The sequence below is a fragment of the Runella aurantiaca genome, assembly GCF_003339505.1.
Taxonomy (GTDB): domain Bacteria; phylum Bacteroidota; class Bacteroidia; order Cytophagales; family Spirosomataceae; genus Runella; species Runella aurantiaca.
Map to the genome: position 1 here is coordinate 52,871 of NZ_QPIW01000005.1, position 12,869 is coordinate 65,739.

The 12,869-nt window shown below is 45.7% G+C and carries 13 protein-coding genes and 1 tRNA gene; 3 read left to right on the plus strand and 11 right to left on the minus strand.

Going from position 1 to position 12,869, the window contains the following annotated elements; translation table 11 throughout:
* Positions 1-191 precede the first annotated feature (191 nt).
* The 3 genes from DVG78_RS08460 (at position 192) to DVG78_RS08470 (ending at position 3,740) form a co-directional block, all read left to right on the plus strand.
* Positions 192-1,511 (plus strand): capsule assembly Wzi family protein, encoded by a 1,320-nt coding sequence (locus tag DVG78_RS08460; RefSeq protein WP_158549990.1) that lies wholly within the window; start codon positions 192-194, stop codon positions 1,509-1,511.
* A 12-nt stretch (positions 1,512-1,523) separates the two neighbouring features.
* Positions 1,524-2,312, plus strand: coding sequence for an ABC transporter substrate-binding protein (locus DVG78_RS08465; RefSeq protein WP_114460671.1), 789 nt, complete (start codon positions 1,524-1,526; stop codon positions 2,310-2,312).
* Between the two features lie 111 nt (positions 2,313-2,423).
* On the plus strand, positions 2,424-3,740 hold the full coding sequence (locus DVG78_RS08470; protein WP_114065196.1) for a gluconate:H+ symporter: 1,317 nt from the start codon (positions 2,424-2,426) through the stop codon (positions 3,738-3,740).
* 84 nt (positions 3,741-3,824) lie between these two features.
* Here the strand turns inward: DVG78_RS08470 and DVG78_RS08475 are convergent.
* The 11 genes from DVG78_RS08475 to DVG78_RS08525 all read right to left on the minus strand — a co-directional run bounded on the left by DVG78_RS08475 (position 3,825) and on the right by DVG78_RS08525 (position 12,867).
* Positions 3,825-3,895: transfer RNA gene (locus DVG78_RS08475), tRNA-Gln, on the minus strand.
* 152 nt (positions 3,896-4,047) lie between these two features.
* Entirely contained in the window at positions 4,048-4,923 is an 876-nt protein-coding gene (gene fabD, locus DVG78_RS08480) for an ACP S-malonyltransferase (protein WP_114460672.1), read from the minus strand.
* Positions 4,924-4,985: 62 nt separating this feature from the next.
* Positions 4,986-5,381, minus strand: a complete 396-nt coding sequence (locus DVG78_RS08485) for a thiol-disulfide oxidoreductase DCC family protein (protein WP_114460673.1) — start codon at positions 5,379-5,381, stop codon at positions 4,986-4,988.
* Positions 5,382-5,407: 26 nt separating this feature from the next.
* Positions 5,408-6,379 carry a formylglycine-generating enzyme family protein gene (locus DVG78_RS08490; RefSeq protein WP_114460674.1) on the minus strand — a complete coding sequence of 324 codons (972 nt, stop codon included), beginning with the start codon at positions 6,377-6,379 and terminating at the stop codon, positions 5,408-5,410.
* Between the two features lie 43 nt (positions 6,380-6,422).
* Positions 6,423-6,893: a hypothetical protein gene (locus DVG78_RS08495; RefSeq protein ID WP_114460675.1), complete on the minus strand. Its 471-nt coding sequence runs from the start codon at positions 6,891-6,893 to the stop codon at positions 6,423-6,425.
* Between the two features lie 60 nt (positions 6,894-6,953).
* Entirely contained in the window at positions 6,954-7,445 is a 492-nt protein-coding gene (locus DVG78_RS08500) for a hypothetical protein (protein ID WP_114460676.1), read from the minus strand.
* 92 nt (positions 7,446-7,537) lie between these two features.
* Entirely contained in the window at positions 7,538-8,644 is a 1,107-nt protein-coding gene (locus DVG78_RS08505) for a hypothetical protein (protein WP_147277023.1), read from the minus strand.
* 8 nt (positions 8,645-8,652) lie between these two features.
* Positions 8,653-9,495 (minus strand): TssN family type VI secretion system protein, encoded by an 843-nt coding sequence (locus DVG78_RS08510; protein WP_114460678.1) that lies wholly within the window; start codon positions 9,493-9,495, stop codon positions 8,653-8,655.
* Between the two features lie 58 nt (positions 9,496-9,553).
* Positions 9,554-10,498, minus strand: a complete 945-nt coding sequence (locus tag DVG78_RS08515; RefSeq protein ID WP_114460679.1) for a type VI secretion system baseplate subunit TssG — start codon at positions 10,496-10,498, stop codon at positions 9,554-9,556.
* A gap of 81 nt (positions 10,499-10,579) precedes the next feature.
* On the minus strand, positions 10,580-12,415 hold the full coding sequence (locus DVG78_RS08520; protein ID WP_114460680.1) for a type VI secretion system baseplate subunit TssF: 1,836 nt from the start codon (positions 12,413-12,415) through the stop codon (positions 10,580-10,582).
* A gap of 29 nt (positions 12,416-12,444) precedes the next feature.
* Positions 12,445-12,867 (minus strand): GPW/gp25 family protein, encoded by a 423-nt coding sequence (locus DVG78_RS08525; protein ID WP_114460681.1) that lies wholly within the window; start codon positions 12,865-12,867, stop codon positions 12,445-12,447.
* Between the last annotated feature and the right edge of the window lie 2 nt (positions 12,868-12,869).

Sequence of the window (12,869 nt, forward strand, 5' to 3'; positions counted from 1 at the left end):
ACGATACCCCTACAATCCATTCAAAGAGCTATAATTGTGTGAAAAAAAAAATCATTGTATTACACTTATTCTTTCAAGGGCTCTTTTTCGTTTCCTATAACGTATTTTCCCAAGATTCGACACAAAGCAATCACAATCAACAATATGTATCGCTAACAGGATATGGCTCAACTGCTAATACACCATTTTGGATGCGAACCAATCAATATGCTACGGTTCCTGTGACATCGGGTCTAATGATTCGTGGAGGTTCAAAAAACCTGTTTCCCATTGCTCAAACACCTCATTTGAAAGCGGGGTACGGCATCGACCTAGTGGCAAATATGTCAGCCAACAGTCAGGTAATTTTACCAGAATTGTACGGAAAAGTACAGTTTAAGAAATGGGAGTTTTATATTGGTAGAAAACGCGAAACAGTAGGTTTGTGTGATACACTCCTTGGCAGCGGTTCTTATATTTGGTCGGGGAATGCCCTTCCCATTCCAAAAATCCAACTGGCCATTGTAGACTTTCTTCCACTTACTTTCACCAAAAACCTGATTTCTTTCAAAGGCTCGTACGCTCATGGTTGGTTTGGCTCAGGTGATTTCGCTTACGGCTACTTCCTTCACCAGAAATCATTTTATGCCCGCATAGGAAAACCTTCCTCCCAATTAAAGTTATACGGCGGCTTCAACCATCAGGTACAATGGGGAGGTAAAACCTACGGTGACATTGGGACCGTTAATAATCGAACGTTGCCTGGAAGTTTCAGGGATTATATTTCTGTAGTTACTGGATTCAGGAATAAAGGAAATTCTTATTTCGACTCAACTAATCGTATTGGGAATCATTTAGGAACCATTGATGTCGGCGCAGAGTTTGAATTTCGCCGCATGAGCCTTTCCGTTTACCGACAGAGTCTATTTGATGATGGTTCATTAGCCCGAAAAGAGGCCAACAACGTCGCAGATGGCCTACAGGGAATCGTTCTTACTTTTCTTTATCCAGAACGAAAGAAAGGGCAATTTAGTCTAAAAAAAGCCCTTTTTGAACTTTTATATACCAAAAGCCAAGGAGGTTCAACCTTTGATTTTGAGGGTGGCATTTTTGGCCGTGACAATTACTTCAATCACCAACAGTACTTTGATGGTTGGTCATACAAACAACGCATCATAGGCACTCCTTTCATTACCAATTACCGAGATACGAACAACTCTGATGATTATAACAGCAATGAAATCGCTAACAATAACCGCGTGGTTGTCTATCATTTTGGCTTTGAAGGCTACTATGGCGCAAAACTGCATTTTTTGAGTAAACTTTCCTACAGCCTGAATTACGGAACCTACGGTTTCCCTTATGAATCTGTACCCAAGCAATTTTCGGGTTTGTTTCAAGTGGATGGCCAAATTGGCCTTTGGGAAGGCCTTGAATGGAACGCCGCCATCGCCCTTGATCAGGGACAACTTTATACCAATACGTTTGGCGGAAAAATTGGTATTCGTAAAACTTGGTCTGGTAAAAAATAACCCTTTTTTGCCATGACTAAGACCGTAAAAGACCAAATGAATCAGGAAGTTACGCTACCTGTGGTACCAAAACGGATTGTTTCGCTTGTACCTTCACAAACTGAGTTACTCTTTGCCCTAGGGTTACGCGAAGAAATCGTGGGAGTAACCAACTACTGTATTCACCCCGCCGAGGAGGTAACGCAAAAAACAAAAGTTGGAGGCACCAAAAACTTTGATGTTGAGGCCATCAAAAGGCTAAATCCAGATTTAATTATCGGTAATAAAGAAGAAAACGAGGCAATTGGGATAAACACCCTCAAAAAATTCTTCCCCGTGTGGATGTCGGATATCTTTAACCTTGAAGATGCCGTCGATATGATTTTACGGGTTGGAGCATTGGTAGGAAAAGAATCAGAGGCGAAATCTATCGTTTTAAACATTCAGACAGGATTTTCAGCACTTCCAACGACGAAGCTCCCCCCAAAAACAGCGGCGTACTTCATTTGGCGTAAGCCATACATGGTAGCGGCTTCCGATACGTTTATCGACGATATGCTCAATCGCGCAGGATTTCAGAATGTTTTTGGCTCATTGAGCCGCTATCCCGAAATATCCGCTGAGCAACTTAGACAGGCCCAACCAGACTATATCTTTTTATCTTCCGAGCCTTATCCTTTTAAAGAAAAACATCTTCAGGAATTTCAGAATATTTGTCCAGATGCGGCCATTTTGGTGGTAGATGGAGAACTCTTCAGCTGGTACGGGAGTAGATTACAAGCGTCTGCTGCTTACTTTTCAAAACTTGGACAGTTAGGTTAAAATTATTCGACTCACGATTTTGTACAACTTAAACCCATTAAGTTAGTATTATTGCACAAATTAACTGTACCAAGTCAGTTACTAATCCTAACTTCTTAACTCCTACCCTTTATGCTCTTATTGTACGTCCTGCTGGGCATTTTAGCACTTATTATCTTAGTTGCTTATTTTCATTTAGATACCTTTATTTCGTTTGTTTTGGTCAGTATTGGGCTTGGCCTGGCGTGTGGCATGAGTGTGACGTCGATTAGTCAATCGCTCGAAAAAGGCATTGGAGGTACACTAGGTTCTTTGGTCATTATTATCGGTTTCGGCTCCATGCTCGGAAAACTCGTGGCTGACAGCGGCGCAGCCCAGCGGATTACCACTACCCTAATGAATATTTTTGGCTTAAAATATTTGCCTTGGGGGTTGGCGTTGGCGGGTTTTATCATTGGCCTACCGTTGTTCTACAATGCTGGGTTTGTTATCGTCATCCCGCTCATTTTTACCATAGCCGCATCCACCAAACTGCCCATGCTGTACGTGGCAGTTCCGATGTTGTCGGCATTGTCGGTGGCGCATGGTTATTTACCCCCTCACCCCTCTCCTACGGCCATTGCCGCACAATTTAAAGCGGATGTAGGTCAAACGCTTTTTTACGGCTTAATCGTCGCTATCCCCGCCATTATTCTGGCAGGGCCTATTTTTGCCAAAACCCTCAAAAAATACGACCCAAAACCCGACGCTTCTTTATTTAACACCAAGCATTTCAGCGAGTCGGAAATGCCTAGTCTGAGCATCAGCTTAATCGTGGCGTTGTTGCCTTTATTGCTCCTAACGCTTATGCCTTGGTTGAAAGGTAATTTTGCAGAAGAAAGCATTCTTTACACCGTGTTTGCTTTTTTGGGCGACCCTTCAATCTCGATGTTGATTTCTGTGCTGGTTGCCATTTACTTTCTCGGGATTAAACGCGGCAGAACGACCAAAAACGTCATGAAATCGCTCGAAGAAGCTTTTAAGAGCGTTTCTATTATTTTATTGATTGTTGCCGGTGCTGGCGGCTTCAAACAAATCCTGACCGATGGAGGCGTGAGTAAGTACATTGGAGAGCTGTTGGCAGGGGTAGAAATCTCTCCGCTTATTTTAGGATGGGCCATTGCGGGAGTGATTCGCATTTGTGTAGGCTCCGCCACCGTGGCAGGGCTTACGGCAGTAGGTATTATTGCACCATTGGTCCAGAGTCAAGGGGTAAAACCCGAATTGATGGTATTGGCCATTGGCTCGGGCAGTTTAATTTGCTCCCACCTCAACGACGGCGGTTTTTGGCTGTTTAAAGAATACTTCAACCTTTCCATCAAAGAAACGCTCCAAACCTGGACGGTTATGGAAACCATCGTGTCAATCGTAGGTTTACTGGGCGTTTTAGTGCTGGATCAGTTTGTGTAACGATAAAATCGTCGTTGGTTCTAGTGTTTTTCGAAGTTGAAATACCCCAAATAAAAAAAGCCTCGCAATTGCGAGGCTTTTCAGTTGGCGGACAAGGACTCGAACCCTGAATAAAAGAACCAAAATCTTCTGTGTTACCATTACACCATCCACCAATTCCGTTTTGGTGGTGCAAAAGTAGCCCTTTATCGGTTACGTGTCAAGTCGTTTTTGAAAAAAAACTGATAAAAAAAACAATCCTGCGCCTTTAGAATTGATAATCAGGGAGTTTATAAAAAATAAAAATACAAACTTTTTTATCCTCATTTTAAACTCCTGCCGTTGTTACGTCCGCCGCTATCTTCTTAACCAAGCCCTGCAAGACTTTTCCAGGGCCGCACTCTATGAACTCAACGGCACCGTCGGCCACCATGGCCCGCACCGATTGGGTCCAGCGTACGGGCGCGGTGAGTTGTGAAATCAGATTTTCTTTGATGGTTTCTACCTCCATAGCCGCCTGCGCGTTTACGTTTTGATAAATGGGGCAACGCGGGGCTGAAAAGGCCGTTGCTTCAATGGCCGCCGCCAATTCTTCGCGGGCTGGCTCCATCAACGGCGAGTGGAATGCCCCTCCCACCGGAAGCGGCAATACGCGCTTAGCACCTGCTTCTTTCAATTTTTCACCCGCGAGGCGCACACCTTCGTGCGTCCCCGAAATCACCACTTGACCAGGGCAGTTAAAATTGGCCGCTACCACTACTTCTCCTTCAACCGAGGCACAAATTTCTTCAATTTTAGCATCATCCAAACCCAACACGGCCGCCATCGTTGACGGACTGATGACACAGGCACGCTGCATGGCATCGGCTCGTTTGGCGACCAATCTCAATGCATCTTCAAAAGATAAGGCTCCCGCCGCTACTAACGCCGAAAATTCTCCCAATGAATGGCCCGCCACCATGTCGGGCTTGAAATCTTCAATGGTAGAAGCCAGAATAACAGAATGTAAAAATATGGCAGGCTGCGTCACATCGGTTTGTTTGAGTTCCTCGTCGGTTCCTTCAAACATTACTTTTGTAATCTCAAAACCTAAAATTTCGTTTGCTTTATCAAACATCGCACGGGCTTGGGCATTATTTTCGTACAAATCTTTGCCCATTCCGCTGAACTGAGAGCCTTGGCCGGGGAAAACGTATGCTTTCATTAAGGTTATTATTGAGTGAATTATGAATTAATGACTGCAAACTTAATCACTCCCTCCCTAACTCACTCTATCACAAACAATTTTTTCTCTTCGGGCGTGGGGATACGGCAGGACTCGCTCTTACCAAACAGTCGGTACCGATTTTTGGCAATGATGTCGTAGAAGAAATCACGGATGAAACGAGGCACGAAGCGAAACAGATACAGCCAAGACCAGCCTTTCAGATAACGCGCTATCTCCAGTGCCGCATCCGATTTTTCGTATAGCTTCCCCTCTCTCAGCAAAAGCACGGTGTCAAAATCGGTCAATTGGCGATTATTCTCGGCTAAGAGTCGCTGGCCGAAATCAGATTGTAGCGAGGCAAACCGAAACCTTCGCGCGGCATCACGGTCGATAACGAAGTTGATACTCGCGTTGCAGAAATTACAGACACCGTCAAAAAGAATTACATCCGACATATTGAGACTGTTTTGGCCTACATTAATTACTCATAACACACCCGAAAGCCTACCGTATTTTTTTTTGATGCGGGTGCTAATCCATAACGAAACGTAAGCGGTTTGGGTTCGTCACCAAACGAGCGCCCTCTCACCACTCGACCGCTTCCCTGCGGCGGGCCCGCAGGAGCGGTACTTGGACTGTTGGCATAATAATTTTTATCGTACCAATCGGCGCACCATTCGGCGGCATTGCCACCCATGTCAAATAGTCCTAGCTTGTTCGCTTTTTTGGTATTGACGGGTTTCGTGCCCGCGCCGTCGGTATTTCCAGCATACCAACCCAACTCTTCGGTCGCAACCGCATTTTTAGCCGCACCACCGCAGGCTGCGTATTCCCATTCGGCTTCCGTCAAAAGACGAACTCTTTTTTTTAGCTGACCCGAAAGCCATTCGCAATACGCCACGGCATCGTCCCACGACACCCCAACTATAGGATGCTCATCCTGCCAACCCCAATTGGGCGGTGCGGGCATTACCTTTCCAGTAGCTTTAGTGAATGTTCGGTATTGAACAACCGTCACCTCATGCTTTGCCACAAAAAAATCAGCGAGCGTCACAGAATGTACTGGGCGCTCATCAATGGCTCCTTTGTCGTCCCCCATTGAAAATGTGCCGCCTTTAACGAGTACAAAATCGGGTAATTCAGCGCGGCTTACGTTTTTTTCGGTTACAGGGTTGGAATTTGTATTTTTTCGGGGAAACGACGTGGGATTGGGCGTAACGGAAGCGTTAGTTTTCTGAGCCAACGCTTTGATGGCTTTCTGGAGTTGGCTTTTACAGTAAGGTTCTTCGTTTCGAATGCGCAACGCACGTTCATAATTTTCTTTAGCGCATTGATAATCCTGTTTTTTAAAACACGCATCCGCTCGTTTTTTGTAGTCATCAAAAGTTACTTTTTGGGCAACCGATGCGACCGAAAAAAGGATACAACCAAAAACAAACAGTAGGCGAATCATATCGTGACAATAACAGAGGTAAATTTAACGCTAAACAGGCATTTTAGGGTTGAGTGCGTTGTTGTTCAAGTTGTTGGAGCCGCAGTTCAAGGCTTTGCTTTTCCTGAACCAACTGACCGTACTTATCCGTGAGTTGTTTCCATTCATCGTCTTGTATTAACCTCGCATTACCCAAATCCGTCAAATAAGCCTCGTAACTTTTCAGGACAGACCTAAAAAGCGGTTTATCATATCGTTGCTGAAGTTTAGTGATAAACCCGAAAACAGTCTGTAACTGCTTGGCAGAAAACGGCTTTGTCTTGGTCAACACTTCGATATAATCATCCAAGCGGTCTGTTTCGACCAAAAAGCTTTTTATTTCTGTTTCGGTCGATTGATTCCGTTGAAGGGCTAATTCAGGGATTTTACGGAGGTTTAGATAGATTGAAATACCCAACAAGACCACAACGCCTGCATAACAGGCCCAGAAGTACATAATGCGAGAACGGCGTATTTCAGTGTTAAGGGCTTTCATATCTTAGGAATTCGAATCTGGGAGACAAAATTAAATACGCTCCTGATGCCATTTTTGCATTCATTTAATGCGCGCAACGGGCGGCGGTGGCGGCTGAGACTGCATGGTTGCAATCTGGAGTTTCAAAAATTGATTATCCTGCGTCAAACGCTCAATTTGGTCTTTATACGCCTGTTTTTTTGCGACTATCTCTTTTTGATTGGCTACGGCTTCTTCATTGACCAGTATCAGAAATTTATAATTGCGAACTACGCGTCTGAAAACAGTGTCTAATACCGTAGCCTCTGCGGGGCGTTTTTGCATTGCGTCAAGTTGTTCCTGAAGATTGCTTTTTGTTTGCGCCAAAGCGCTCAAATCAGTGCCTTTGATGGCCATCCTGAACGAACGATAAAGGGTATCTAGTAACTGTACATCCGTCAAAAACCGCGCTTCCGTTTGGGAAGAAAGCGCCGCTTTGCCCGCCGAGCGCGGGTTCAGAAAACGGTAACTTATGGCCGTCAGCAATCCAAAAAAAAGCAAGCTGACCAAAATATATTTTAGAAAAGGACTCATGTTTCGGTGACCGATTTAACCCTTATAATTACCACTTAATGAAGGCCCACGCCATTTCGTTACACGCATACACTTTTGTAACTTTTCCCCTTTTACGACCGGTATTGCTCCCTTCCGCGATACCCGCCGTCGCTATCGCCTTTGTAGACGTATTCGAGGCCGCTTAATTCATTAAAAATGGCGTTGAGATTGTCCAGAAAATCTTTGATGAGCGCAAAAGCAGGAACGACGTCGTTGTGATTGTACTGAATTTTTACCAACAAATTGAGTTTTGCCTCAAACGAAGCCTGCGTTACGCCAAAACGTTGTCCAAAATAATTGTACATGTATTCTTTGTTACGTTGGGGCAAACAACGTAGGGTGCCCATAAAAACCCGGGCAAATCGCGCGAAATATTCCACAAAATACGCAGGCGACGATTCGTTGAGAATCAAGCGATAGTGGTCATACGAGTCGGCTATGTGCAGGATTACTTTTTGGGCCAATATCCCCACATTTTTTGACCAGTCGTCCTGCGCTTTCAAATATACATTTTGCACGGTGGTCTCAGCGTTTTTGTCAATCTGTCCAATCAAGGCGTCAAAATGGTCATAATACCACATCAGCGTTGGATGGGCGCTGATATTCATGCACGGCGGCACGTATTCCCACTCCGAGAGCAAGTTGAATTGCTGATTTACTTTTTTGAGTTTTCCCACCACCAAATGATGAATACCAGAGGTATTGTGCTTGATATGCTCGGCGGTAGCGACGGCCAATCGGAGCGACGGCATCCAATAAGGCAAACGCAGCGGCGATTCCTTGGGGTCGGGTTCGCCAAACGGCACGACATTGGTCGGGTCAACAATGAGCAACACATAAAACTCCGTGCTCCGCTCATTGAGCAATTCGTTTTGAATACTTGACAGCGAGCAGGTCAGCGAGGGTTGACTGGCATAAGCGGGGAATTCAATGCGAACGCCGCCCGGCGTAACAGCCCGACAAAACGGCAGCGTCAGTTCATTGCCGTTTTGGCTCAGTTGACACACTTTTCCGTCGTTGGAAGGCAGAAGGCCGTAAGTATGGGCGTTTAAGTGCGTACGGGCCACATCGCACATTGCGTCGATTGCGGCCAAATCACTGCCCAACAGGTGGTCTTTGGTGATTTTCATCCCGTCCACCCAGTTGATCGGTAAATGCTTTGAAGTTGGAGTTGCCATACGCAGGTTTAATCGGTATAACTACGCGCAATAATCGGTGTGCTCGTGGTTATGTTATTTTGTATAAAGTTTTTTTCAGGGTCAAGGTACGTTTTAAATAACCCCCAAAACGAGGAGGTATAAAAAACCCACCCCACGGCCCGGCCCGTTTGAATATCTTCAAACAAGATAGGGTTATTGGGGTCCACTTTGGTATTGTACAAATTCATCATATAATGCAGCCATTCGCCCAAAGTACGATCTTGGGGCGCTTCAAATTCGTGGCCTTCCCACGTGGGGTCATTGGGTTTCTTGCTGATTCTGACCTTGACCCGCATCGTATTTCGCAATTCAATCCCTGGCACACGCGTCGTGACGGGATAATACCATTTTCGATAAACACTCGGCGGAATAGCCGTCCAGAAATCATACGATTTGATGAACACATAAGGCAACAAATACCGCAAAGCCCCAAGCGAAAGATACGGAATAAACATCCCGGTTTGTTTGGAAATAAGGGAATACGAAAGGATAAAGCCCGCCATCCCAAAAAACATGAGTGAGACGCATAACCAAAATCCAGTGGCAAACTCTTTACGTTCCAGCCACGTAGAAAAGGTTTTGTAGACCGTTATTAAAAAGATAACCCCTAAAATCAAAGCGCCCGTTTCGAACACAATAAAACTCAACGACAGCGACGTTATTTGACTAACCATCCCTCCCAACGCCGCAAATAGAGCAAAGACGATGAGCACGTGCATCAACAATTTCTTGGAGAAAATCGCAGATGATTTTAAATAGGCAACAATCCCTAAATTGGCTATTCCAAAGGCAATATTTCCGATTAAAAGCGTAAGTATTGTTGACGACATTCCTACAATTGATTAATTACTGAATTTGAAATTAGTCTCCATTCTTCACTAAAAATACTCATAAAACCGTCGTAAAACCTAATAATGCCGCCTGACTTCCATTATTTAACTGAAATCCATCATCGGATTTTTGGGGCAACAATTCCAACCGCCAATCCAATTCAATCGGCACTAACAATCCAGCCAGAAAATCGACCATTTTTCGTTGTCTGCCATTGGGAACATACCCTTCCATTTGGTGGGCTGAGAGTGGACCGATGGAGATTTTCAAACAAAGGAATTGGTCTGTCAACGAAGGGGTAGCAATGACCGTATCCACGCCCAATGCGGCCTCTCCCAGTGGCATAAAAGGGGCTTCAACTGGTAATGACTGAACAATCGACTCGTAGTCCAGTTCCACCGAATCACCCAACAATTGCTCAAAACAATCGCGCATCCACACCAAATTCCCCGCCGCTTTGTGGGCAATGGTCGTGATTTGAAACAAGGAAGCCTGCTGATTATCTGTCAAAGATAGATGGGCACTTTCCGGCCAGAAAACGGCTAAAAATTCTTTCAAAAAACCTTTATCCTGCCCCGCCAAGGCTTGTTTTTCAAACTGCTCAATGCGCACCCGTTGGTGGGTAATGGCGTTATCAAACGGCAGAAAAAACTGCCGCGCATCGTCTTCTTGGCGTTCTTCTTCATTCCGAATCTCCTCCCATTGCTCATCCGTTTTATTGCGGCCAGTGGGGCGGTGAAAAAGGCGCTCAGGCAAGGTGTCGTACAGGCCATCGCGGGGGGTATTGACCCGATACCACGACGTTCCAGTGAGTTCGTTGAATACTTCCTCGATTTCTGAAACATCCCTTTCGTAAAAATACGCCGAGGAGCGTTCGGGATAAATGACAATTTCTTCTTTCCGACAAAACCCGCTCGCAATCAACTCGTCCACCACGGCCTCTACCCGAAGCCGCCTGACGGGCAATTGATCCAACGCTGATTTGAGTTCTTCGGGTGACATGTGTGATTTTAGTGGCTTGGTTGATTAAAAGGAAGGCAGAAGTAAGAAATCGGAAGTATGAAGTCAGAAATCGACCTGCACTTACGTGACTGTCCCGTTGACCAGCATCCGGATGGGCAAAACGCCCGACGACTGTTCTTCCAACAAATGTTTGATGCGTAAACTATACTCCGACCATTGCTCGGGCGGAAGTGGTTTAGCAGGATTAGGCGTAAGATTGATGTCCAAAGTTCGCTGTAGCCCCTGATACTGAGACGCTCCCATGCTGAAACCCTTACTGATTTCCACCCGTTTTAGTTTATCGCCCAGTTCGGCAAAACACACCGCTTTGTAATCTTCCATCGTCACGGCGCGCCCTCGGGTAAGGATTGCTTTTTTGAAAACGGGCAAATTATCGTCTCCCTGCAACGGGCGCTGCCCGCCTTTGGTGGTTGTGAGGAGCATCGTTGTCTCGTCCGTAAAAGCAATATTTGCGCGGTCTCGCATGAGTTTTGTCCCAAACGCGAGGTTGTTGGCGGCATCGGCTTTCGTGGTCCAATAACGCACACTGAGTCTCCCCGTTTTTTCGGTGGTTTTGGCGCTGATAAACCAGTTTTGAAAATTATCTTTTTTAATAATGTTGCTGATACGTTCCAGCCGCTTCCGAATTTCTTCCACATCGTTTTCGATTTCACCACGCCCCAAGGCCATAAACATGGCACCTTCGTCCCGCAGTAAATCCACCAAATACGACAAAATTTCGGAAGCATCGCGCTCATCAAAACGCGCCACGCCACCCTGTCGGAGCAAATATTGATTACCCGTTTCTCGATTGAACTGCTGCACATTGGCGAGTTTGACCCCCGCAGGCGTCTCAACTTCAATCATATCCAGAAAAAAGTCGGTTTCGTCGGTACGAATGGGAAATACATTAAACAACGCACGCAATTCCTGAAAATTAGTAACCGCCCGGCGGTTGACCACGGGAAAAGCGTTTACATCGAGGTACATACGTGACAAAATTTCTGGTGATAACGCACCCGGAAATTTGATTTTTACCCAAAACAATTCTTGCACAAAATACCGCTGAAGCTCATCAGGGCGCAGGAAAGAAGTGATGGCTTCGGGATATTTTTTCTTTTGGCTTTGAATCGGAATTTCCTCCCCAGTTTGTCGATTGCGACTGCTGACGCTAAGTACCTGCCCATCGTATTGGCGTTGTACCGTTCGCTCAATCCGAGCCGAAGCGCCCAGTTCATTGGCCAGACCGTCAAAAGATTTTTTGTTGACCAACCCCTGCACTACTTGAAGTTCTTCGGTGTCGGTAAACATCCGAACGTCCAATAAACGGCTCAAATGGACTGCACGGGAGGGGTCATTGCGCCAATCAAAAAAGAGCGCAAGGTCATCAAGGGCCTCCAATTCTTCGTTTAAAGACAGACCAATCCAGACTTCATCCAACGGCAACGCCTGGTCCATAAAGAACTCACGCGGTGCGCCTCCCGTACCCATCTCTCGGATACGGCTTTGCATGATGACGGTATTCAATCGGAGATTATGCAGGGTATACTGCCCCACCGATGAGAAAAAAAACTCTTTCCCCGCCAACGCACAGTTAAACGTATGTTCTGGTAATACGTCAAAAGTAGGGTCAATGATACCCGCTTTCATCATGGCATGGGCGGGCTGCGGCCCCGTCAGGACCTCTGGCGTAAGCAAATGTGCCAAGCGCTGTACCACCCGGCTCCGCGAATTGTCTAACTCATGATGAACATTTTCAAGGCCCGTCGCAAAAGCACCCAACAGCATCCCGACGAGCGGATCAAAGCTCTCAATGGCTAAATCGCTTTCGTCATAATGCCACAAACGCGCAATTTCCCGAATCATTTCGCTTCGGATTTGTTCGCGGGTTTTGTATCGTTGAGGTTCGTTGTACATAGTTAGGGGTTATTGGTGAGCAGCTTACCTCAAGAGTATCTTACCAAACGAAACTTCATGTCTTTCAAGCGTTCCTGCGTCTGCACCAACGTACTTGAAATCACAATCTGAATATAGCGACAAATACGGGGGCTGCCACCTTCTACTTTTTCTTCTACATCCGTAATTTCTATATCAACTTTAACAATTGTAATTCGCGGTTCAAATTTTTTGAGGTATTCTTCCACCGACCGTTTGATTTGGTCTTTGCTGGGCGTATCTCTCAATTGCCGAAAATCATAGCCATGAATGATGCATCCGTAATTATGGTCAAAATGAAACTCCTTGGGTTTGGAAGCCAAGTAAAGCGATATATTTTGGGCAATGGAATCTTCCACCGAAATTTTTTCGGTGAATTGGCGCTTCATCAGTGCCCCAAACGAGGGTGGAACGGGATAATATTCGTCGGCCATAA